Source organism: Emticicia sp. SJ17W-69, from assembly GCF_051209875.1.
In the GTDB taxonomy this organism is placed as follows: domain Bacteria; phylum Bacteroidota; class Bacteroidia; order Cytophagales; family Spirosomataceae; genus Emticicia.
The window spans coordinates 4,926,537-4,948,723 of the sequence record NZ_JBNTQY010000001.1 but is presented as its reverse complement, the minus strand read 5'-3'; the positions used below and the strand labels follow the sequence as shown (position 1 = coordinate 4,948,723).

Sequence of the window (22,187 nt, the reverse complement as noted above, 5' to 3'; positions counted from 1 at the left end):
CTGTTTTAGAAATTCCTATATTTCAAAGACCTCATGATAGAATTTTATTAGATTTAGATAATACAGACTACGAAGCAGTTGCTTTAAGTGCTAAAGATTGGGCTGAAGCCTATGCTTTTGAATTTTATGATAAATTACCTAAAAAGGAAGTAAAAACAAGTAAATCATATTTAATTTTAATTGACTAAAACTTATGAACATTATTTATAGAAGACTTTTATATTTGATAATAACCATAATTGAAGCAGTTTTTACACTATTTTTTTCTTCAATTACCATTAATGCATTAAGTAATGCGTTAGGGCTTACGTTTAAAGGTACAGGCTATGATTATAACTCATTAAAAATTCTAATGAGTTTAACTCTCTTATTTTTAATTCTTAAAAATACAATATTTGATAAACTTCGATATAATCGAATATGTACATTTATTTATGCAATGATTATTTTCATATTGTTTGTAAAAATACGGTATTCACCTTCTTATTTCTTCTATTTTGTTTTTTTATGGTTGATATTAATGATGATTGTTTTTTTACTATTAATTTTCGAGAAATACTTTTTTCAAAGAAATAGATAAAATTCAAGCCAAAAACACTCAAAATTAAGATTTGTTTTCAAACAGTGGCTTTATGACCACCCAAAAAGCCGTAGGCGATATTCTCAAAAACTTGATTTGTGATAATAAGTGGATTATTGAAGAACCTATAAATGCTGAAAAGGTAGAAATAATCAAAAATAGCATTTTACAACAACCAATATTTGAAGGAATAAGCTTACCATCAATTACCGATGAAATAATAATCAAAATCACATCAAGTGATAAAAAATCATGCTCAGCAGCCATTGATGGTTTGATAAAAGATATAGAAGGTACTTCTTTGAAGGAGGATTTTAATACTTTGGCCACTGACCCTAATTTGATTGATGAGGTTGTGGAGAATATAGATGCTTGTAAAGAAGTAAAAATACAACCAATCTGGGAAACAGATGGACACTTTTCTACTGTTTATTTGGTAGCTTTACAATTGGGAATGGAAAAAGACAAAGCGATGCAATTAGCAATAGCTGCGGAAGACCCAGACACAGATATAAACAAAAAAAATTATGAATTTATAGTAGATGATACTTGGAAAAACCCATTAGACCAAGTAAATATTCACTCATTAACAGGCGGGTTTCATGGTGTTGAAGAAATGATTACGGCTGTCGATTTTATGACAACCGAGAATAATAATATAAAAGAATTAGGAGAAAAATTGCATAGATTTGGAGATACCTATGCACATACAAAACTTTCATCAATTAACCCTTCCCAACTGTCAATTAACCCTTCCCAACTGAAAGATATAGAATTGTTAGACATTAAAGACCCAAATGCAGAGGAGATTAGTAAGGTTATTCTAATGTGGAAGAATCAAGGTGGACAACTAATTAAGAATAAAATTGAACCTTGGATAAGATATATTAATATGTGTGTAAGAGTTTATGGCAATAGTTTTTTTTATAACCCAGTTCTTCAAGAGAGGATAATTGCAAATGAAAATAAACAACCAATGACTTATCCTCAACTTTTAAAGTATTTGTATGGACAAAATTTTACACCTGAGGGTAAATTTAGGATGTATGGAGAGAGAAACCTCTTAATTGAAACATCTGAACATGGTACTGTTGATGGTTTATGGCCTGACCAAATTTTTTTAAGGCCAGAATGGTATCTTACGTATGTCCAAAATTTGGCAACTTTGCTAAAGATAAAATTTAACTTAAAGGGAGAACTGGACTTGCCTGTATTTAAACAAATGACAGATTTTGCTGTAAAAAATAAAAAATCTATGAAAGGAATCATAGATTTTGAAATAGCAAGATTCAATAATCATAACTATGTTGAAATACCAATTTTTCATACATCAATAATGCATCCAGTTGCGGCAATGATATTTAGGAATTATGATTATGAGGCTGAAACAAAAATTGCTACTGACTTAGCTATTTCGTATGCAAAAACATATTATCAAAAAGATATTTGTGTCAGACCAAAAAAAGTCGGGAAATCATATTTTATTATATTTAAATGAAAAGAATAGCTTTGATAATGATAGTGGTTCTTGAAACACTATCAATACCTTTAATGTTTTTAACGGTAGAAAAAATTTTATTAGAAAATGTATTTTCTTGGGGAAAAGAAATGTTTCTTGGGGTTTATCAAGATGTACTTGCTGTTTTACTTTGGATACTATTATTCATAATTTATTTTATATCAAATTTGGTATTCATTAAAAAAGCTAAAACCCATTTCTTTTCAATTGCCATCTATTCTATTTGTTTCTACATTATTCCATATAGGAGGGTATATTTAACTTATTTTTTTAAACACACACTTTTAGTGGTAATCACTACTTCTCTAATTTTGATAGTTTTTATTGTTTTATATCAAATACCTTTTGTAAAACGATTAAGACACAAAAACTATGAATCCTGACTTATGATAATGGTAAATTGGTGATTAAAGCCCCAATAACCAATGAAAAAGTAGAAATTATAAAAAACACAATTCTTCAAAACCCTATTTTTGAAGGTATAAGCCTACCATCAATTTCCGATGAAATTATTTTGGAGATTTCCACAGGTGGTTCGCAATGTAAAACTGCCATTGATGGTTTGGTAAAAGATATTGAAGGTACTTCTTTGAAGGAAGATTTTAATACTTTGGCTACTGACCCTAATTTGATTGATAACATTACTAATTTAGCAGTAACGGCGAACACAAAGCAACCTACTTGCAAAAATAATGATGGAGAGATAAGCGTTAGTGCCACAGGGGGAGCAGGAACTTATGAGTATAAACTTAGTACAAGTACAACTTGGCAAGTTTCTAATGTTTTCAAGAATTTAAAACCAGAAACATATACTGTATTAGTAAAAGACAAACAAGGAAATAGTGGTAAAACTGTAATTACAATAATACAAAATCTTACAATTACTATAAATGTTAATGTTTCTATTTCTAATTGTAGCAAACAGCCAACAAATACAATCATAGTTAGCGTATCAGGAGGTACACCACCATACAAATATTCTGTAAATAAAGGAAGCGAACAATCTTCTAATACTTTTATAAATTTATATGGTACAAATATCTTTGAAGTTGAGGATAATCAAGGGTGTAATAGTGCTAAAAATGTTAATATACTTGCCAATGAGAAGAATGATTTAAGTCTTAAATTAAAGGAAATCACTAATACTATTTCATTAAATTGTGAAGAGAAGGAAAAATTAGAACATCGATTCAGTAATATATTAGAAACTTGTTTTGGTAATGCTTTATATCGAGGTTTAATAACAAAGGGAGTTAAACTTAATTTTAAAATATCTAATAATATTGCTGGTACAAAAGCATCAGGGGGTTATGACCCTACGAGTAATGATTTAAGTTTTCAAAGTGTTGATGCACTTGAAGAAACAACTTTAATACATGAATTATTTCATGCGTATCAAAATTCTTTTTATGTAGGTGGTATTGACCAATATAGAAAAAATGGAGGAAAAGGACGCTCTAATATTGAATTTGAAACTTTTTTCATGCTTGATATTTTAGCAATGAATGGAGGAGGAGGTCAACTGGTGATTAGAAATTCACAAGAAGAAATGGACAAATATTTCAATTGGATGTTAAATTTAACTGATAATGATAATCATCCTAATTCTTGGGATAAAATAAAAGACAAATACTTCTATTTTTTAGAAGATTTTAAGAAATCTATTCCTGCATATAATTATCCAACTGATGAGAACTTGTTGCCAAATGCTTATTTTAGTCTTATTAAGTCATCAACCTGTAAACAATAAAAAAAATGAAAATTAAATTTCTTGTTTTTCTACTATTAAGTGATTTTTGCTTGTATTCCCAAGATACAACTTTTATAGAAGTTAAAGGGAAAACTAATAGATATTTTGTTAAAACATTAGCTTCCACAAAATTTATTTGGAATATAAATAACAATCTTTATAAAGAAAAACAAAAATATTTTATTGGTAATATTAATGAAATACCATCGTCATTACCTAATTATTTGATTAATAAAGAGAAAATAGTAAAAATCGGAAATGAGGTTTTATCAGAAAATAGGGTAAAAGAAATGAGCAAAATAAATGATAACATTTTTATTAATTTTTATTTTCTTCCTCGTGGTAAAATTATAGAAATAAAATTCATGCTATCATTAAAATCTATCGTCAAAATAGAAGAATTAGAAGAGTTAGAAAAACGCCTAAAAAATGAATTGAGTTTTATACCAGATGTGAAATGCTTCGATGATGAGAAATATAAAGATGCAAACTATGTTACTTATACTGTTCGCTTAAATTCTTTAATGTTATTAGACCATCGTTCAAGAAAGTAAAGTGGGTGATAAGTATTTGCAAGAGAATATTTGTCACCAATTTCCGATGCCATGATTTTGGAGATTGCAACAGATAAAGGCAAATGTAAAACTGCCATTGATGGTTTGGTAAAAGATATTGAAGGTACTTCTTTCTAGTTCCCTCAGAGTCTCCCGAAGGCACGTAGGGGACGGCGAGGGTTTATGCGAAAAAGGAGATTAAAATATTCATCCAAAAATATAGACCAATGCCTCAGAGTCCCGTGAAAAACGGAGACTCTGAGGGAACGAATAGTATGGCAATATGATTGGTTATATAAATGATGCTTATACTTCCGCAAACAATGCTAATATAAAAGGAGTACATCTTTATATGGAAATTACAGATGTTAATTCAAGTGTATCTTCAGTTGTCAAAGTTCCCTCAGAGTCTCCCGAAGGCACGTAGGGGACTCTGAGGGCAAGGGACTTGGCAAACCAAAGCAGTAAATAGAAGAAAAAAATTAAAGAACAACAGTCGATAAGCGGAACACTGCTCGATTAATGCAAGACCAACATCAGCAAGATTTGATTATTTGAATGAAGAGAAATAGCAGGTAGTTTTAACCCATTGTCAAGATGTCTGAGTTGGACAGACCAATGCCCTCAAAGTCCAGTGAAAAACGGAGACTCTGAGGGAACGGATGATTTATTTACCAAGTTTATTTACTTAAAAAGCACCAAAAAAGGCTCAATTTCGATGAGCTTTTTTTGAGTAAAGAAAACGGTGGTTTTATTAACAATATAAAAAGCACGACCTATAAAATACAATTTTGTATTCGATAAGTGATAAACAACACAAAAAGTACGACAAAACTTTCGTATATTTGAGAGTTAGCGGTCATGCAATTCCCTCGCTTCGTTCATGGAACAATTAAAACGTAAATCAATGATAAAACACATTACCTTTCTACTTCTTTTCTTAACGACATTTTCTGGATTTGCACAAAAACATGCTTCCTGGTATAACCATACTCTATTGGATGTGCAGAACTTGGAAAGTAGTGTAGCTTTTTACACCAAAGTCTTTCAGTTAGACACCATACCGTATCCCTTTCCTCCAAGCCCTCAATACATTGTAAAATGGTTGAGAGTTGGTGAGGGTATTGAACTCCATTTATCACAGTGGGTCAACGACACCACTAAAGTTATCAGTGACGTACCTTCAGAACCAGGACATGTAGGTTTTGTACACTTAGGTTTTATGGTAATTTCTATGGATGCTTTTTTGAAGAGGCTTATGGAAGTGAGCAGCGATTACAAATCAGGCAAATACAAGCAGCCGATTATTGAAAGAATGCCCTACGGTGCGAAAACTATCGAGATAAAAGACCCTGATGGAAACGAAATACACGTTATAGAAGCAATGCCTGCAAACAATAGCACGAACCGCTAACAGTGTGTTTATAAAATTTTCGTTCCCTCAGAGTCCCGTGCTGAGGGAACGAAATATTCATCCAAAAATAGAGGCTGAGGCTATCGCATAAAGTTTTTTTCTCTACAAAAAATCCCCATTCTCGTAAGAGTTTGGGGATTTTTTTGTTTATTTAAACTAAAATTCAACCTTAAACAAATGATTACTATCTCTCAAACACTTCGCTATTCTTTTTTAGTGCTATTATCGAATTATTGTTTTTCACAAACAACACTCAAAGAAGCCTACAAAGATGCTTTCAAAATGGGAGTTGCGGTAAATGATGGCATCGTTTCGGGTCAAGACAAAGCCTCGCAAGAGATTGTCGTGAAACAGTTCAATTCTATTACGATTGAAAACTCAATGAAAGCCGAACGCATTAATCCTAAGCCTAATGTGTTCAATTACGCACCAGCCGATGCGTTTGTTGAGTTTGGTAAAAAAAATAATATGTTTATCATTGCTCATACGCTTGTTTGGCACAATCAAACACCCGCATGGTTTTTTCAGAATGAAGACGGCAAGCCCAAAAACAAAGAAGAAGTTGTTGAACGTTTGCGTGAGCATATCAAAACCATTGCAGGAAGATACGATGGCAAAGTCAATGCTTGGGATGTGGTCAATGAAGTGATTGATGATGACGGAAATTATCGACCAACAACGTGGGTGAAAGGCGTTGGTAGTGGTGATGAATTGGTAAAGTTAGCTTTTAAATATGCTGCCGAATTTTCTCCTAATACCGAACTATATTACAATGATTTTAATGCTTGGCGACCAACCAAACGAGATGGAATCGTGAGAATGGTAAAAATGCTCCAAAAAGAAGGTATTAAAATTGATGGAATCGGAATACAAGGGCATTGGGGACTGAACTATCCAAAAACTGAGTATATCGAAGCTGCAATAGAAGCCTATGCCGCTCTGGGTGTAAAAGTGATGATTACAGAACTGGATGTTGACGTGCTACCGTTGACTAAAGAAGGACAAGTAATTGGACAAGGGATGAGTGAAAAACAATTTCAAAATGAAGAGTTTAAGGAGTTTCTTGACCCGTATAGCAAAGGTTTACCCACTGAAATTCAAAACCAATTGGCCAATAGATACGCTCAATTATTCGAGATTTTTTATAAAAAACGTGATAAAATAGACAGAGTAACCATGTGGGGAATCCATGATGGTATGTCTTGGAAAAATGGTTATCCGATACCTAATCGAACCAATTACCCTTTGCTTTGGGATAGAAACAAGCAACCTAAACCCGCCTTTGATGCTGTGTTGAGTTTGCCAGAGAAATTGAAGAAGCCATGAAAATTTAGATTACTGCTGCTTTAGCATTGGCGAAAATTAAAAAATCCCCATTCTTTCATAAGTTTGGGGATTTTTTTGTAAAGTTATTTTAGGACAAGACATGCGATTCCACGAATGACAGAGGTAATTTCACAAGTGACGGAAGTAATTTCACAAGTGACGGAAGTAATTCCACGAGTGACAGAAGTAATTCCACGAGTGACAGAGGTAATTCCACGAGTGACAGAGGTAATTCCACGAGTGACGGAAGCAATTCCACGAGTGACAGAAGCAATTCCACGAGTGACAGAAGCGATTCCACGAGTGACAGAGGTAATTCCACGAGTGACGGAAGCAATTCCACGAGTGACAGAAGCAATTCCACGAGTGACGGAAGCAATTCCACGAGTGACAGAGGTAATTCCACGAGTGACAGAGGTAATTCCACGAGTGACAGAAGCGATTCCATGAGTGACAGAGGCAATTACATGGGTGACAGAAGCAATTCCATGAGTGACAGAGGCAATTACATGAGTGACAGAAGTGATTTGAAGAAGGTAATGGTTCAAATGAGGGGTGGAGCTTTGTTAGGTTGAATAATAGGTCAGTCATCACAATCACATGAGACTAATGCTTTTTAAGAATGCAAAAAAAACACAGATAAATGATTCCTTTACTCATGTACAAATTAGCTAAACCTTTGCTCTCTATAAAGCTTGTATCTTGTTGTATATCAGTAATTTATATGATATCAATAGCTTTTGTCATGCACGATTTGAGTTTAATAATTGCGAATATTGTCGAATGATAAATATATTTTTGATTGTTTGGTTTAAGTTGAGATTGTAATGATATTGCATAAAAAAACCTAACTATGAAGAAAATATTAAAAAAAATCTTGTACGTTATTATAGCCTTCGTTGCGATAATTTCTATTGTAGGATTGATTTTAGCGTACCTTCCAACCGAATCAAGAACACACCATGTGGGTGTTTCGCCAGAAGAAGCAGCTAATTTGAGACAAAAATATACAGCACCTCATCACCTCATTACTACAAGTGATGGCGAAACACTTTTTCTACGAAGATGGAATCCTGACAGCATTAATCCAGCAAAAAAAGACATTGCCGTTTTGATTTTTCATGGCATTACTGCTTATAGTGGCCCTTATGACATGGCGGGGAAGCCAATATCAGCAGGTGGATATACCACTTTTGGCATAGATTATCGAGGGCATGGCTTATCGGGAGGAAATCGTGGCGATAGTCCAGGCAAAGAAAGATGGATTGAAGATTTAGCCGAATCAGTCAAATATATCAAAGGCCTTGGTTTTACAAAAGTGGTTGTTTTAGGGCATAGCTTGGGCGTTGCTTCTGCGATATGTGCAGCAAATGCCGTTCCTGATGAAATTGCAGGATTAGTACTACTCTCAGGTGCTTATGAAGGAAGAAAAGGCTTATCAAAACCCCCAACATTTTTTCAAACAGCTAAAATTTTTGCAAGTTCTGTTTTCCGTCCTTCTTTTCAAGCTGTTGAATATTATAGAGAAGGCATGACTGTCACGAAAGACCCTTTATTCAATTTTAGATATACACTTCGATTTTTAACCATGTTGGATGTTAAAAAACTCAGACTTCCAGCAAGCCTAAATATCCCTGTGTTGGTGGGTATTGGAGATAAAGATGAATTATTTGAAATAGATAAAGTAAAGGATTTCTATAACTTAATTCCTGGCAATAAAAAGGAGTTTTTGATAATGAAAAATACAACGCACGCTAAAATCCCTCTTGAAAGTTGGCAACAAGTAGTTGTTTGGTTAGATAAAACATATCATTGACATACTTAACAATATATGTATTCTCCGAACTTGTATCTGTAGATTTCCTATTTTCTAAAATGTTTTGTTTACTTTTGCGACAAAGTATAAGAAGGTATCTCTTGCCATAATCAAAAATCGTCAAACGTAAATAAAATTAAAATTAAAATGTCTGAATTTCCTCCGTGTCCAAAATGTAAATGTGAATATACTTATCCGAGTGATGGTTTATTGATTTGTCCAGAATGTTTTTATGAATGGAATCCTGAAGAGGTAGAAGCAGAAGATAGCAGTGATACTGGCTCAAAAGTATTGGATTCTAATGGGAATGAACTAAAAGATGGCGATACCGTAGTTGTAATCAAAGATTTGCCTGTGAAAGGAGCTCCAAAATCTATCAAATCAGGTACGAAAGTAAAAAATATTCGATTAACAGACGGGAATGATGGGCATAATATTGATTGTAAAATTGATGGTTTTGGCTCAATGGGTTTGAAGTCAGAATTCGTAAGAAAAGCCTAAACTATTTACCCCAAAATTATTGGAAAAGCTCGATAGAAATAGTCAACTATCGAGCTTTTTTATTTTCTCTCCAAAAAAACAAATCCACAACAATCAACTCATAAAAATATACTATCTTTATATTCTATTCAACCTTAAAAAATGAAACTAAAAAATACGCTTGCACTTTGCTTTTTTCTAAGTACAGTTGGCATAGTAATAGGCCAAACCGTAAAAATAGACAGTAGTAAATACCCTAAATTGGTCACTTTCACTGACCAACAAGACCATGACCACATGATGCAAGTTTTAGGAATAAAAACCCTGAGACCTGGCCCCAGTGGCAATGAATCAGCCCCTGATCATGCCAATTATGATGAGTCATTAGCCAATCCATGCCCTCAATTACCTGACTTACTTACACTAAAAAACGGCACAAAAGTAACAACTCCAGAGGCTTGGCTGAGTAAACGTCGCCTCGAATTGATTGAAGACATCGAAAGGGAAGTGTACGGACGCTTACCTAAAAATATTCCGAGTGTCAAATGGACAGTAAAGATTACGGACAAAGAATTTGTGGGACGTATCCCTGTGATTGCAAAGCAAGTAATCGGGCATGTTGATAATAGTGAATATCCTTTGATAAATGTCGATATCAATATGATGGTGGTGGTGCCAAGCAATGTAAAAGGGCCTGTGCCAGTACTGATGATGTTTGGCCGTCCTTCGTTTCCATCGCCTGCTCAGCCTTCGCCCGAACACATGGAAAAAATCAACAATGCTTTCAAAGAAATGATGATAAAAAATGACCCATCATTGAAAGCTATTTTCGACCAATATCCTGCTTACCAACCTATTACTCGTTTACCCGGATTTAACTTTTTCGCTCCACCACCCGCAGGCGACCTTCCACCTACCGAACAATTATTGGCTGCAGGCTGGGGCTATGCCACCATCGACCCTGCAAGTATCCAAGCCGATAATGGAGCTGGAATTACGAGAGGAATCATTGGCTTAGTGAATAAAGGACAGCCTCGTAAGTCAGATGATTGGGGAGCATTACGTGCATGGGCTTGGGGAGCAGCTCGTGGTCTTGATTACTTGGAAACCGACCCTACTATTGATGCCAAAAAGGTAGGTATCGAGGGTGTTTCTCGCTATGGCAAAGCTGCTTTGGTGACACTTGCTCTCGAACCACGATTTGCGACTGGTTTGATTGGCTCATCAGGTAAAGGTGGTACAACTCTTCATCGTAGAATATTTGGAGAGGCAGTTGAGAGCCTAACGGGTGGAGAATATTATTGGATGGCAGGCAATTATATGAAATATGGAGCTTCTGAAGCAAGTTTTGGCAAAAAGACTGGCTGCGATTTACCTGTTGATTCGCATGATTTAATTGCTTTATGTGCTCCAAGACCAACCTTTATTAGTTATGGAATCCCAGAAAAAGGTGATGCCAAATGGCTTGACCAACAAGGTAGTTATATGGCAACCGTAGCAGCAGGGAGTGTTTTTAAACTCTTGGGAGTAAAAGATATTGGTGTAAGTAATGATTATATGACCGAAAAAATGCCACCTGTCAATACTGAAATGCTTGATGGACATTTGGCTTGGAGACAGCACGATGGTGGACATACTGACGCACCCAATTTCAAACATTTTATTCCTTGGGCAAATAGAGTTTTAGAGTATAAAAAACAGTAAATTATTCAGTGATAAAAGAACAAATACGAGTTTAAAGGCTTGTGTTTGTTCTTTGAAAATGAAATAAAAAAAGCTGTCTCGCTACAAGACAGCTTTTTACTGAATGTCACAGGAGTTTTATAAACCTATTAAACCTTTGATTGTGAGTGAAAGATTGACTTGTGCATTAGATTTTACAGCGATACTTCCCAAATTAAGATTGCTATTCAAACTCAGCAAACTACTAAAATCAATGATTGCTCCACTTGCATTTTTATTTGAGGCACAGTGTACTTCATAATCACCTTCTTCCAAAAACGCTACTTTAAAATTACCTCCAGCATCGACTTTGGCACTCGTTACGGCATTTTTGAATGTTACATTACTGTCGCCTTGCCCTTTCACTTCACTGCTTTGATTAAAATCGCCTTTTTTATAAATATACACAATCACTTGGCCATTGGTTGCTGCATTATAATTATCTATTTTACCTACGATTTCGCCAGTAGCGTTTTTATTGACTAAACGAATAGACGATTGCAGTTCTCCATAAGTTACAAATGCAAAGCTTTTTTTGTTATTGTCATTTTTCTCTTTAATTGCTTTCCGTAAATCAAAATCAATCATCAAATCTGTGACACCACTTTGCGTTACATCAAATTTTTTGGCTGTAATCTCGATTTCTTGTCTGGCATTTCCCGAAATCACCAAAGCTTCTTTTGAACCATCAGTTTTCTGTACATAACAGCCTGGAGCATTGCTGTTTTGGTCTTTTTCATAATCTAAAACCAATGTTAGTTTACTGAAAGAGCCAGTTTGAAATTTACCTTCGCCGAGCGTGAGGGAGTTCCCATTTTGTAGTTGAAGCAAATTGACCGTTTTCGGCCCTTTAAAAGCATCATAGATTTTTCCATCTAATCTTACTTCTGTAATAGTTACAAAGGCAGCACTCACATTACTGTCATCAATGGGAGCATCTGTAATACCAATACGGACATCTCCTTTTGGAGCATTTGGGTCTTGCTGAGAAGCAGGTGTTACTGAGTCGTTGAGCTTTCCGCAGCTAATTCCTGCAAAAAGCATTGTTGTAGCCAAAGCTAATTTTAAGTTTTTCATGGTTTTTTTGTTTTTTAGTTTAATAAATTTCACAAAAAACTACCCCATGAAATATTTGTAAGTTTTGATTTTTCAACAAAAAATTGTTAGCATTTATTTCATATAAATATGAAAAATTTGGAATAAAAGCTTACAATATCTCTATTGGAATATCGTTTTTGTGTGAAAACATATATCTATAAAACGGCACTACTGAACCGATTATTTGATTGTAGCTTTTTTTCTTGAATTTGTGCAAAACAACTATTTTGCACAAATTCAAGAAAAATTAATGATTATATTCATTTAATTAGATTTTTCTAAGATTTAATAATTATTCACAAACTAAAAAATACCATGAAAAAAACAACAATCTTCATTACAATTATCATTTTTCTTGCGATTGGTTCTGCTCAAGCTCAATACAAATTAGGCGTTGGTCTTCGCCTCAACTATGGCTATGGGCTTAGTATAAAGTATAACATGAGCCGCTCGAAAGCATTTGAGGGTATTCTATATTCTCGTTGGCGAGGTATCAATCTTACAGGTTTATATGAAGTTCATCAAACGGCTTTTAAAGTCAATACTTGGCGTTGGTACTATGGTGTAGGCGGACACGTAGGCTATTGGGGCAATGGCAACCGCTACGGCAATCCTTGGTTTGATAACAATAATAACAATACTATACTTGGTGCTGATGGCATCTTAGGTCTTGAACATACCTTCAAAGAAATCCCACTAAATTTAAGCATAGATTGGAAACCTGCTTTTAATATTATAGGCTACACAGGGCTTTGGCTCGACGATATCGCTCTAACAGCTCGCTTGGCGATTAAGTAGTTTTTTTATGATTTACATACCTAGGGCATGTGAAAATTTGTTTTTGATTTTTTGGAAGAATATTTATTTATAAAGATATGATGTAAGTGTTTTCGTAATGGTATAACTAAAATTAAGCTTTAGACTAATTCCAAAAAAACATCAAAAATTCATGTAAAAATGGCATAATTCAATCCAAAAAAAGGATGAATATATTGCAAAGCCAGAAGGTTTTGTAAAGTCAATTATATAGCAATCAGGCTACCTCAATTGCTCGACTTGGTCGAGCAATTATTATTTACCACCTCTTTTTTCCAAATTCAGGAAACTTGATTTTTCTTTAAATTCAGTTGGAGAAAGGTTCTTTTTCTTTTTGAAAATACGACAGAAATATGAAAAACTGTTGAATCCTGACGCCAAATAAGCTTCTTTGATGCTTATTTTTGGATTTCTGAGCAAACTTTCGGCAACTTTCAAACGCTCTTCGATGATGAAATCGTTGGGTGATGAACCTAATTCATGTTTGAAAGTTCGATAAAAATTAGATTCACTCATGTAAGCTTTTTCACTTAAAAGTTCAATCGACAAATCTTCGGTAATATTATCTTGAATGTATTTAATGACAAACGAAATTCGATCATTATTCGAGTCATTCAAGGCTTTTTTCAAATAAAGGCTCTTCGACTCAGTTTGCAGAATACGAATGATTAATTCTTGAATCAATAAATCAGCAAAAATATCTTTTGATGGATGTTTTTCTGCAAAAATAAAAATCAGCCTTTGGAGAATCTGATTGATGGCAACATCATTAGTGAAATGATAATTATAGTCGGTCATGCTCCACTCTTTGCCATTTTGCTTGGTGCCTCTGTTATTGAGCATTTCAACGGTTTCACTCAATTTTGCCTCAGAAAAAGCTAAAGCTAGACATTGTGTAGGAGTAAGTTCTGTCGCTTCGGGAAAATCAATGCACATCAATTCGTTGGAAGGTAAAATCACCGATTCGCCAGGTAAAAAGCCAAACGAACGAGTATTTTCTAAGTGCATTACTTTTTTACCTTTTATCATACTTGCCAAAACAGGCTCACTGAATCGTAACAAAACCTGAGAGGCTTGTTGATGCGTCTCAAAAATATTAAGTTCGGCATTGTTTAAAGTATGAATTGTTCGATTCTCTACCAAACTTACCAACTTCCTATTTTCGCTATGAGAAGGATTAAGGTTAATCATATCTACCAAGATTTAAGATGGTGATTTATAATTTTGCTGTGGACTGCTGACTATCGACCGTGGACTACTTAACAAACCTACCTAATATTATTATTTCCTCAAAAAATTGTACTATATAAATCTATTTTTTTAATAAAAATGATAGAAAAGTACAATTACGAGTAGGAAAGTACAATTACAAAGCAGAAAAATGAAATAGGACAGTAGAATAATGACATTGAATATAATTATTGTAAGATTTATTTGTACTATAATTTTACAACCTAAAAATATCTATCTACTATGTCATCTGTTATCACCAAAGTCAGCAATCTGGTTGAACAACCAAGCTTTAAAGCACATTACGATAATTTTATTGGCGGCCAATGGGTTGCTCCAGTAAGAGGAAAATATTTTGAAACCGTTTCTCCAGTTGATGGTCAAGTTTTTACAAAAGTTGCTCGTTCAACCGAAGAAGATATAGAATTGGCCTTAGATGCAGCTTGGGCGGCAGCTCCAGCATGGAATAATTCGTCGGCAACTGAGCGTAGCAATATATTATTGAAAATTGCTGATCGTTTAGAGCAAAATTTGAGTTTATTAGCACGTGTCGAAACTTGGGATAATGGCAAGGCAATTCGTGAAACAATGGCTGCTGATATGCCTTTAGCAGTTGACCATTTCCGTTATTTTGCTGGTGTTATTCGTGCCGAAGAGGGATCTGCTTCTGAGCATAATGCCAATACACTTTCGTTGGTGATTCATGAACCATTGGGTGTTGTTGGGCAAATCATTCCTTGGAATTTCCCAATTTTGATGGCTGCTTGGAAAATTGCTCCAGCTTTAGCAGCAGGAAACTGTATTGTGCTAAAGCCTGCCGAACAAACGCCTGTGGGTATATTAGTTTTGGCCGAATTGATTCAAGATTTATTGCCAAATGGTGTTTTGAATATTGTGAATGGTTTTGGGATTGAGGCAGGAAAGCCTTTGGCTTCGAGTCCACGTATTAATAAAATTGCATTTACAGGCGAAACCACTACTGGTCAGCTCATTATGCAATATGCTTCTAAAAATATCATTCCAGTAACGCTTGAGCTTGGTGGAAAATCACCAAATATTTTCTTTAAAAGTATCATGGATGCTGATGATGAGTTTTTTGACAAAGCTCTCGAAGGAGCTACTATGTTTGCCCTTAATCAAGGTGAAGTTTGTACTTGTCCATCAAGAATTTTAGTTGATGAATCTATTTATGATGCTTTCATTGAGCGTGTAGTTGAGCGTGTAGAAGCTATTAAATTAGGCCATCCACTTGACCCAACCACCATGATGGGAGCCCAAGCATCAAACGACCAATATGAGAAAATTTTGAATTATATTGAAATTGGAAAAGAAGAAGGTGCAGAAGTATTGACAGGTGGGGGAGCAGCTTACAACGAAGGTTTGGAGGGTGGATATTATATCAAACCAACAATTTTCAAGGGAAATAATAAAATGCGTATTTTCCAAGAGGAAATTTTTGGGCCTGTGGTTTGTGTAACAACTTTCAAAGATGAAGCTGAGGCAATAGCAATTGCAAACGACACACTTTATGGCTTAGGAGCTGGTGTTTGGACCCGTGATATGCACCAAGCATATAAAGCAGCAAGAGCGATACAAGCAGGTAGAGTTTGGGTCAATTGCTACCACGATTATCCTGCACACGCACCGTTTGGAGGATATAAAAAATCGGGTATTGGCCGTGAAAACCACAAAATGATGTTGGGTCACTACCGCCAAACGAAAAATATGTTGATTTCTTATGATAAAAATAAATTAGGTTTCTTCTGAGAAAACTAAGTGTTAAGTGTTTTCAAGCTACGTTTTATCAACAAATGAGAGAGTTTTATGGACTCTCTCATGTTTTTTGTTAACCAATTTAAAAATTTATCATGGAAGTTCAACGTGTTTCAGTAACGCCCGAAGCGGAGCAAATTATTGACCAATTGAGAGGAGAAAACGGTACTTTGTTTTTTCATCAAAGTGGTGGTTGTTGTGATGGCTCATCACCTATGTGTTTTCAGGAAGGTGAATTGATGCTCAACGAAATGGATGTAAAGCTCGGCAGGATCCACGACTGCGATTTTTATATGTCGAGAGACCAATTTGAATATTGGAAACATACGCACCTTACCTTAGATGTGGTCAAGGGTAGAGGAGCAAGTTTTTCACTCGAAATACCTCTTGGTGTAAGATTTGTTATCAAATCAAGACTTTTTACGAAAGAAGAATCGGAGCAATTAGGTGATATTTGATGGTTTTTTACTTATTAAAAGGAAATTCATTGATCCAATGAAAGCCTCGTGAATTTAACAGAAAATCTTTTCGATTCATTTTCTTCATTGAAACTTTCACCGAATCCTTTTTAAATTTGCCTTTCAAAAATAATGAAGAGGAATCGGGTTGTATATAAGTGAAAGCATATTTGGTTGTATCGGTAGGGTCGGCGGTATAATCAGTCAAGAACAATATTTTATTTTTCTTGTCATTCCTAAAATTTAACCTTTTTCGCAATCCCGATTCATTAGATACCGAAACCATGTCATAAGTACCCCTTCTATCTATAAAAACCTCTTGCCATCGTAATGTGTCACTTTCAGAATTAATGTTATTTCTTTCAAATGTATCAACTTTATACGGCCCGTAAATGGCAGTTTTAGGTGCATCTATGTATTTAGAATTTTGCCATTCATCATAAAACATTGCCCCGAAAGTACCAGCAAGAATTAATACCTTCAATGAAATGGTACTTATTTTATACCATTTTTTCTCCGAAAAAGCTGAAATGTCTTTTGCTTGCGTTGGTTTATTCATCACAAAGAAATTCCATATTCGCTTGAAGTCGTCAGAAGCTAAATAAATGCCAATGAGCATGAGCCAAAATGAGTAAATTTTTACTGGTACATCATAAAATACATTTAAGGCAAAAATATTTGCTAAGACACCAATGCTGATTAAAGCTCCTAATGTAGTTGTTCTTCGGAAAAATAATAAGGAACCCGCAATAATTTCGCACATACCACCAAAAAATTGATAACCTTCCGAATAAGCCATAAACGTCCATAAAAGCCCCATTGGGCTCATTTCTCCCAGCCTTTCATACAGCCGATACGTAGTTAAATTTCCAAATTGGGTAGGAAAAACCTTTACTACGCCATAAATTAGCATCGTATATCCTAAATAATAACGTAAAAGGACGAGAAACCAATAACTTAGTTTTGCATGATTATTTCGAGTTTTCGCAACAATAAACCAAATAATTGACCCAAGAAACGAAATAATCAAAATTGCAAATTGTTGCACCCAATTCCACGTAGTATCTCCGCTACCATTTGGACGTGAGGTTATTTCTTTTATATCAAAAATAGTACGTCCAAAAAATTGAATGATTGGATTCCAGAACCATTCGTCAAGTAGATTATAAATAAAATTAAAAAAGGGCAAGAAAGTAAGAGGAAATGGGAAGATATTGAGTCCAAAAAACAAGAAACAAAAATAAAAAATGATTTTGTGCGAGGATGACCATTTGATATTACTTTGCATAAAAGTTTGATGATTGAAAGTTGATTCAAAACAATATTTCCCGAAAATAGTGTTTTTCGGGAAATATTTCAAGGAAATCATTAATAATCTGCTCAATCTGTATGCTTACCTCCTTTGGTTTTATCAATAGCTTTATGTTTGGTCAATGATAATATTTTTTATCAATTTCATTTGACTGTTGAGCCAGAGGGTAAATTGCTTTCTGCAAAAAATGGAGTAGTTCGAGACTTGATAAGAGATTAACTTTCTTGATTTTTTATTTTACAAAAACCATTTTCTCATCTTTCAAAATCATTTTTCCAAAAGATTCAGCAATAATATCATGTTCGGCTAAAATCGCTTCCAATGCTTCTTTTCCTGCTGGTTCAACCGCAATCAGTAAGCCACCGCTTGTTTGTGGGTCAGCTAATAAAATCCTTTGCGTGGCGGTAATTGGAGAAACCTTATGTCCATAACTTTCCCAGTTTGTATTACACCCTTTTGGAGCACAAAACGGGTAGAGATAATCATTTGCTTCGGGCATTTTTGGTACTTGTTCGTAGGTAATTTCAGCACTTAAATGGCTCCCTTCGCACATTTCAATCAAATGACCTAAAAGTCCAAAACCTGTTACGTCAGTTATCGCTTTTACGGTTGGCATTTTTCCTAATTCAGCCCCGACTTTATTTAATGTAGCCATCTGCTTGATAGCCACTTGTAAATATTCTGGATTCGATATTCCCATTTTTTGAGCAGTCGCTAACAGACCTACGCCAAGCGGTTTTGTGAGATATAATAAACATCCTTCAGTAGCCGTAGAGTTTTGTTTCAAATGCTCAATTTTTACCTTACCTGTAACAGCCAACCCAAAAAATGGTTCTGGGCTATCAATGCTATGCCCACCTGCCAATGGAATATTAGCTGCTGCACAGGTAGCTCTACTTCCATCTAAGACTTGTTGAGCAATTTCCGCAGGAATGGTATCAATTGGCCAACCCAAAATTGCAATTGCCATCATTGGTTCGCCGCCCATCGCATAAATATCGCTGAGAGCATTGGTCGAAGCAATTCGTCCAAAATCAAAGGCATCATCAACAATCGGCATGAAAAAATCAGTTGTGCTGATAATGGCTTCACCATTACCTAAGTCAAAAACTGCTGCATCGTCTTTGTCTTTGTTTCCAACCAAGAGGTTAGGGAATGCACTTTGCACGACATTTGTGTGAAGAATTTGGTCTAAAACTTTGGGTGAAATCTTGCATCCACATCCTGACCCGTGACTAAATTGCGTAAGCTTTATTTCTGACATATCTTGATAATGATTTTTAAACCGCTGTAAAATTACATAATATTGTAGAATGGTTTTGAGAAAACTACTTTTTAAATGATATGAATTTATCATTCCGTTTTTAGTAAATTTTAAATAATCAAGCCATAAAAACGGAACATCTTGTTCTTTAGAATTGAATAAAATACAATATGACTATTTTTCTAATACCTACGATACTCGCTCCTGATACACAAGAAACTGTTTTGTCACCACAAATTAAAGATGTTGTGGGCAATCTAAATGTGTTTTTTGTGGAGGAACTCCGCACAGCTCGCCGTTTTATTAGTAGCCTGAAACTCAATAAAGTAATTGACGAAATTACTTTTTATGAATTAAACAAAGATACACCACCCGAACAAACGCTCTCTCAACTCAAAAAACTTAAAACTGATGCAGGAATCATTAGCGAAGCGGGTTGTCCAGGAATTGCAGACCCAGGAGCGATTGCCGTTGGATTTGCTCATCAATTAGGTCTGAAAGTTGTACCATTGGTTGGCCCTAGTTCTATTTTGATGGCCTTGATGGCTTCGGGTTTTAACGGTCAAAGTTTTACCTTTAATGGCTATTTGCCAATAGATAAACAACTGAGAATCAAATCTTTACAAAGTTTAGAGCAAATTGCAAAGAAGAAGCATCAAACACAGATTTTTATGGAAACGCCTTTTCGTAATAATCAATTATTAGACGATGTCTTACAAAATTTGAATTCAGACACTTTGCTTTGTGTTGCCTGTAATGTAACGGCCGAAGATGAATTTATCAAAACATTGCCAATTAAAGAATGGCGAAAATCTAAGCCAGATTTACATAAAAAACCCACTATTTTCTTACTTTTGTGAAATGTGTCAATTGATGAAAGAGGATAGTAAAATTAAACTTCTTAAAATCTATCGACCGCTGTCTGTGGACTATCGACTAATAAAAATGATAAACATACATTCCTTTACATTCTCGCCAATTGCCGAAAATACCTATATTTTGTGGGACGAAACCCACGAAGCTGTTATTATCGACCCAGGCTGTTTGGCACAATACGAAAAAGAAGAATTAGCTGACTTTATTTTAGATAATAGATTAGTAGTCAAGTATTTATTGCAAACACACGCTCATCTTGACCATGTTTTTGGTTGTGCTTTTGTGAAACGGAAATTTGGGGTAAAAATGTTGATGCACAAAAATGAGATTCCGATTTTAGCTGATGTCGAAAAACGTTGTATGCTTTGGGGAATAAAAGGATACGAGCCTGTAGAAGCGGATGAATTTATTGACGAAAATGACAAAATATTTTTTGGGAATTCAGAACTCGAAATTAGATTTGTGCCAGGTCATGCTCCTGGGCATTTGGCTTTTGTGAATCATGCTCAAAAATTTGTTATTGGAGGCGATGTGCTTTTCAAAGGTAGCGTCGGGCGAACAGATTTTCCATTTTGTAGCCATGAAGCATTGATTCATAGCATTGAAACACAATTTTTAACGCTTGCTGATGAGTATAAAGTATATGCGGGACATGGTGACCCAACAACAATTGGATATGAACGAAAAACAAACCCATTTTTGTAGAGCAATTGTCTAAATTGTTCTGAAGATTTTGTACTTTCATACTTCTCTACACAAGTTATTAACCAATTTTTAAACGGAAAATGAAACTATTTACTATCCCTAATATAATGACCCTCGCCAACCTACTTTGTGGGTGTTTGGCAATCGTTTTTGTGTTTCAAGGAAACCTACTTTGGGCATCCTATCTGATTTTTATTGCTGGAATTCTTGATTTTTTAGATGGATTTGTTGCAAGATTACTCAAACAACATTCTGAAATTGGGAAACAACTTGATTCGCTTGCTGATATGGTAACTTTTGGTGTTTTACCTTCCTTTATACTGGCTAAATTGATTCAAATTTCGACAATGAAAGATAGCATTTTATCTGATTTGATACCTTCAAACCTACTTTCGCACGCTGATTTACCACTTTTGGCCTATTCAGCTTTTGCTTTAGCATTATTCTCATGTTTGCGATTAGCTAAATTTAATATTGATACTCGACAATCTGATTCATTTATTGGCGTTCCTACGCCAGCCAATGCGTTTGTAGTGGCTGCTTTTCCTTTGATTTTAGAATTTAATCCTGAATATAAATTCTTGATTCTTAATTCTACAGTCTTAATTGCATATACGCTCGTGATGAGCTATTTACTTATTTCTGAAATTCCCTTGTTTGCACTAAAATTCAAGAATTTTTCTTGGTCAGACAATAAGATCAAATACATATTTCTAATTCTTTCCGTAATTTTACTGGTGTTTATACAATTTGTTGCTATACCGTTAATCATATTTTTGTATATCATTTTATCAATAATTAGTAATTTTCAAACAAAAAAATCATAATAACTGAAGTAGCATTCGACAAAAAATAATAAAACAATGCAAAACCCATTTGAAGAAAATCAAGGTTCGGTTCGTCCTACCTTCTTAACGATTTTATGTATTCTTACTTTGGTTTGGAATGCCTATAAATTTTACGGTGCTATTCCAAATACCTTTACGCCTGAAAAAGTAATTGCAAACAAAGAACAGGCCAACGAAATGATCACAGATATGTTTTCTAAGTATATGTCTGAGAAAGACCTTGAAAAGATAGAAGAGTCTCAAGCAGAAACAGCCAAACTTTTTGAAGAGCGTAATCTTGTGGTTTCGGGAGGAATGAGCCTCATTTCAAGTCTTCTATTGATTTTAGGAGCAATTTGGATGTGGGGACTTCGTAAAAAAGGTTTTTGGGTCTATATTGCAGGTAATGCTGTTGGAATTTTAGCACCAATTATTATTTTTGGTGGGCAAATCGGTTGGTCAGTTGGTATCATGTCATTTATTGCCTCTGCTATTTTTACGGGACTTTACGCTGCCAATCTCAAATTTCTTTCATAACACGACTTGTTAAAGCTTTGTTAATATTAGTTAAAACCTGCTTATCATTGAGTGGGTTTTTCTATTTTTAGTAAAATATCTGAGGAGAGTGAAGCGTTGTTTGTTAAATTATCTTTATTGCCCCTATTTG

At 34.7% G+C, this 22,187-nt stretch carries 20 protein-coding genes; 15 read left to right on the top strand and 5 right to left on the bottom strand.

What is annotated here, in order from left to right; translation table 11 throughout:
• The first annotated feature begins 632 nt into the window (after positions 1-632).
• From ACQUQZ_RS20270 to ACQUQZ_RS20250, 5 genes are all read left to right on the top strand, one after another.
• Positions 633-2,078 carry a hypothetical protein gene (locus ACQUQZ_RS20270; RefSeq protein WP_435356912.1) on the top strand — a complete coding sequence of 482 codons (1,446 nt, stop codon included), beginning with the start codon at positions 633-635 and terminating at the stop codon, positions 2,076-2,078.
• Between the two features lie 424 nt (positions 2,079-2,502).
• A complete protein-coding gene (locus tag ACQUQZ_RS20265; RefSeq protein WP_435356911.1) occupies positions 2,503-3,849 on the top strand; it encodes a SprB repeat-containing protein in 1,347 nt (448 codons plus the stop codon).
• A gap of 5 nt (positions 3,850-3,854) precedes the next feature.
• Positions 3,855-4,403, top strand: a complete 549-nt coding sequence (locus ACQUQZ_RS20260) for a hypothetical protein (RefSeq protein WP_435356910.1) — start codon at positions 3,855-3,857, stop codon at positions 4,401-4,403.
• An 883-nt stretch (positions 4,404-5,286) separates the two neighbouring features.
• The gene (locus ACQUQZ_RS20255) at positions 5,287-5,817 is read left to right on the top strand and encodes a VOC family protein (protein WP_435356909.1); all 531 of its coding nucleotides are present in this window, start codon (positions 5,287-5,289) and stop codon (positions 5,815-5,817) included.
• Between the two features lie 177 nt (positions 5,818-5,994).
• Positions 5,995-7,143 (top strand): endo-1,4-beta-xylanase, encoded by a 1,149-nt coding sequence (locus ACQUQZ_RS20250; RefSeq protein ID WP_435356908.1) that lies wholly within the window; start codon positions 5,995-5,997, stop codon positions 7,141-7,143.
• An 83-nt stretch (positions 7,144-7,226) separates the two neighbouring features.
• Here ACQUQZ_RS20250 and ACQUQZ_RS20245 read toward each other — a convergent pair whose 3' ends face one another.
• A complete protein-coding gene (locus ACQUQZ_RS20245) occupies positions 7,227-7,691 on the bottom strand; it encodes a hypothetical protein (protein WP_435356907.1) in 465 nt (154 codons plus the stop codon).
• 305 nt (positions 7,692-7,996) lie between these two features.
• Here ACQUQZ_RS20245 and ACQUQZ_RS20240 point away from each other — a divergent pair, with 305 nt between their 5' ends.
• The 3 genes from ACQUQZ_RS20240 (at position 7,997) to ACQUQZ_RS20230 (ending at position 11,143) form a co-directional block, all read left to right on the top strand.
• The gene (locus ACQUQZ_RS20240; RefSeq protein WP_435356906.1) at positions 7,997-8,959 is read left to right on the top strand and encodes an alpha/beta hydrolase; all 963 of its coding nucleotides are present in this window, start codon (positions 7,997-7,999) and stop codon (positions 8,957-8,959) included.
• Between the two features lie 147 nt (positions 8,960-9,106).
• Positions 9,107-9,460 (top strand): zinc ribbon domain-containing protein YjdM, encoded by a 354-nt coding sequence (locus ACQUQZ_RS20235; protein WP_435356905.1) that lies wholly within the window; start codon positions 9,107-9,109, stop codon positions 9,458-9,460.
• 141 nt (positions 9,461-9,601) lie between these two features.
• The gene (locus ACQUQZ_RS20230) at positions 9,602-11,143 is read left to right on the top strand and encodes an alpha/beta hydrolase family protein (protein WP_435356904.1); all 1,542 of its coding nucleotides are present in this window, start codon (positions 9,602-9,604) and stop codon (positions 11,141-11,143) included.
• A 117-nt stretch (positions 11,144-11,260) separates the two neighbouring features.
• Here ACQUQZ_RS20230 and ACQUQZ_RS20225 read toward each other — a convergent pair whose 3' ends face one another.
• Complete coding sequence (locus tag ACQUQZ_RS20225) at positions 11,261-12,238, bottom strand: DUF4382 domain-containing protein (RefSeq protein WP_435356902.1); 978 nt, start codon at positions 12,236-12,238, stop codon at positions 11,261-11,263.
• Between the two features lie 336 nt (positions 12,239-12,574).
• On the opposite strand from ACQUQZ_RS20225, the gene ACQUQZ_RS20220 reads away from it, so the two are divergent.
• On the top strand, positions 12,575-13,057 hold the full coding sequence (locus ACQUQZ_RS20220; protein ID WP_435356901.1) for a hypothetical protein: 483 nt from the start codon (positions 12,575-12,577) through the stop codon (positions 13,055-13,057).
• A 273-nt stretch (positions 13,058-13,330) separates the two neighbouring features.
• On the opposite strand, the gene ACQUQZ_RS20215 is transcribed toward ACQUQZ_RS20220, so the two are convergent.
• Positions 13,331-14,266, bottom strand: a complete 936-nt coding sequence (locus ACQUQZ_RS20215; protein WP_435356900.1) for an AraC family transcriptional regulator — start codon at positions 14,264-14,266, stop codon at positions 13,331-13,333.
• Positions 14,267-14,548: 282 nt separating this feature from the next.
• Between ACQUQZ_RS20215 and exaC the strand changes: the two genes are divergently transcribed.
• Complete coding sequence (gene exaC / locus ACQUQZ_RS20210) at positions 14,549-16,072, top strand: acetaldehyde dehydrogenase ExaC (protein ID WP_435356899.1); 1,524 nt, start codon at positions 14,549-14,551, stop codon at positions 16,070-16,072.
• Positions 16,073-16,173: 101 nt separating this feature from the next.
• Positions 16,174-16,536 carry a DUF779 domain-containing protein gene (locus ACQUQZ_RS20205; RefSeq protein WP_435356898.1) on the top strand — a complete coding sequence of 121 codons (363 nt, stop codon included), beginning with the start codon at positions 16,174-16,176 and terminating at the stop codon, positions 16,534-16,536.
• Positions 16,537-16,543: 7 nt separating this feature from the next.
• Here ACQUQZ_RS20205 and ACQUQZ_RS20200 read toward each other — a convergent pair whose 3' ends face one another.
• Positions 16,544-17,824, bottom strand: coding sequence for a DoxX family protein (locus tag ACQUQZ_RS20200; protein WP_435356897.1), 1,281 nt, complete (start codon positions 17,822-17,824; stop codon positions 16,544-16,546).
• 256 nt (positions 17,825-18,080) lie between these two features.
• Positions 18,081-19,112: a selenide, water dikinase SelD gene (gene selD / locus ACQUQZ_RS20195; protein ID WP_435356896.1), complete on the bottom strand. Its 1,032-nt coding sequence runs from the start codon at positions 19,110-19,112 to the stop codon at positions 18,081-18,083.
• A 170-nt stretch (positions 19,113-19,282) separates the two neighbouring features.
• Here selD and ACQUQZ_RS20190 point away from each other — a divergent pair, with 170 nt between their 5' ends.
• The 4 genes from ACQUQZ_RS20190 (at position 19,283) to ACQUQZ_RS20175 (ending at position 22,057) form a co-directional block, all read left to right on the top strand.
• Positions 19,283-19,972, top strand: coding sequence for an SAM-dependent methyltransferase (locus tag ACQUQZ_RS20190; protein WP_435356895.1), 690 nt, complete (start codon positions 19,283-19,285; stop codon positions 19,970-19,972).
• An 85-nt stretch (positions 19,973-20,057) separates the two neighbouring features.
• Positions 20,058-20,693 (top strand): MBL fold metallo-hydrolase, encoded by a 636-nt coding sequence (locus ACQUQZ_RS20185; RefSeq protein WP_435356894.1) that lies wholly within the window; start codon positions 20,058-20,060, stop codon positions 20,691-20,693.
• Between the two features lie 80 nt (positions 20,694-20,773).
• Entirely contained in the window at positions 20,774-21,520 is a 747-nt protein-coding gene (locus ACQUQZ_RS20180) for a CDP-alcohol phosphatidyltransferase family protein (protein WP_435356893.1), read from the top strand.
• A gap of 36 nt (positions 21,521-21,556) precedes the next feature.
• Positions 21,557-22,057 carry a hypothetical protein gene (locus ACQUQZ_RS20175; RefSeq protein WP_435356892.1) on the top strand — a complete coding sequence of 167 codons (501 nt, stop codon included), beginning with the start codon at positions 21,557-21,559 and terminating at the stop codon, positions 22,055-22,057.
• The last annotated feature ends 130 nt before the right edge of the window (positions 22,058-22,187 follow it).

Excerpts from the sequence above, each read along its gene's own strand:
- ACQUQZ_RS20190 (WP_435356895.1), top strand. The coding sequence starts at position 19,283 with ATGACTATTTTTCTAATACCTACGATACTCGCTCCTGATACACAAGAA.
- exaC (WP_435356899.1), top strand. The coding sequence starts at position 14,549 with ATGTCATCTGTTATCACCAAAGTCAGCAATCTGGTTGAACAACCAAGC.
- ACQUQZ_RS20225 (WP_435356902.1), bottom strand. The coding sequence starts at position 12,238 with ATGAAAAACTTAAAATTAGCTTTGGCTACAACAATGCTTTTTGCAGGA.
- ACQUQZ_RS20235 (WP_435356905.1), top strand. The coding sequence starts at position 9,107 with ATGTCTGAATTTCCTCCGTGTCCAAAATGTAAATGTGAATATACTTAT.
- ACQUQZ_RS20180 (WP_435356893.1), top strand. The coding sequence starts at position 20,774 with ATGAAACTATTTACTATCCCTAATATAATGACCCTCGCCAACCTACTT.
- ACQUQZ_RS20200 (WP_435356897.1), bottom strand. The coding sequence starts at position 17,824 with ATGCAAAGTAATATCAAATGGTCATCCTCGCACAAAATCATTTTTTAT.
- ACQUQZ_RS20260 (WP_435356910.1), top strand. The coding sequence starts at position 3,855 with ATGAAAATTAAATTTCTTGTTTTTCTACTATTAAGTGATTTTTGCTTG.
- ACQUQZ_RS20250 (WP_435356908.1), top strand. The coding sequence starts at position 5,995 with ATGATTACTATCTCTCAAACACTTCGCTATTCTTTTTTAGTGCTATTA.
- ACQUQZ_RS20220 (WP_435356901.1), top strand. The coding sequence starts at position 12,575 with ATGAAAAAAACAACAATCTTCATTACAATTATCATTTTTCTTGCGATT.
- ACQUQZ_RS20255 (WP_435356909.1), top strand. The coding sequence starts at position 5,287 with ATGGAACAATTAAAACGTAAATCAATGATAAAACACATTACCTTTCTA.
- ACQUQZ_RS20205 (WP_435356898.1), top strand. The coding sequence starts at position 16,174 with ATGGAAGTTCAACGTGTTTCAGTAACGCCCGAAGCGGAGCAAATTATT.
- ACQUQZ_RS20230 (WP_435356904.1), top strand. The coding sequence starts at position 9,602 with ATGAAACTAAAAAATACGCTTGCACTTTGCTTTTTTCTAAGTACAGTT.
- ACQUQZ_RS20240 (WP_435356906.1), top strand. The coding sequence starts at position 7,997 with ATGAAGAAAATATTAAAAAAAATCTTGTACGTTATTATAGCCTTCGTT.
- ACQUQZ_RS20215 (WP_435356900.1), bottom strand. The coding sequence starts at position 14,266 with ATGATTAACCTTAATCCTTCTCATAGCGAAAATAGGAAGTTGGTAAGT.
- selD (WP_435356896.1), bottom strand. The coding sequence starts at position 19,112 with ATGTCAGAAATAAAGCTTACGCAATTTAGTCACGGGTCAGGATGTGGA.
- ACQUQZ_RS20270 (WP_435356912.1), top strand. The coding sequence starts at position 633 with ATGACCACCCAAAAAGCCGTAGGCGATATTCTCAAAAACTTGATTTGT.
- ACQUQZ_RS20185 (WP_435356894.1), top strand. The coding sequence starts at position 20,058 with ATGATAAACATACATTCCTTTACATTCTCGCCAATTGCCGAAAATACC.
- ACQUQZ_RS20175 (WP_435356892.1), top strand. The coding sequence starts at position 21,557 with ATGCAAAACCCATTTGAAGAAAATCAAGGTTCGGTTCGTCCTACCTTC.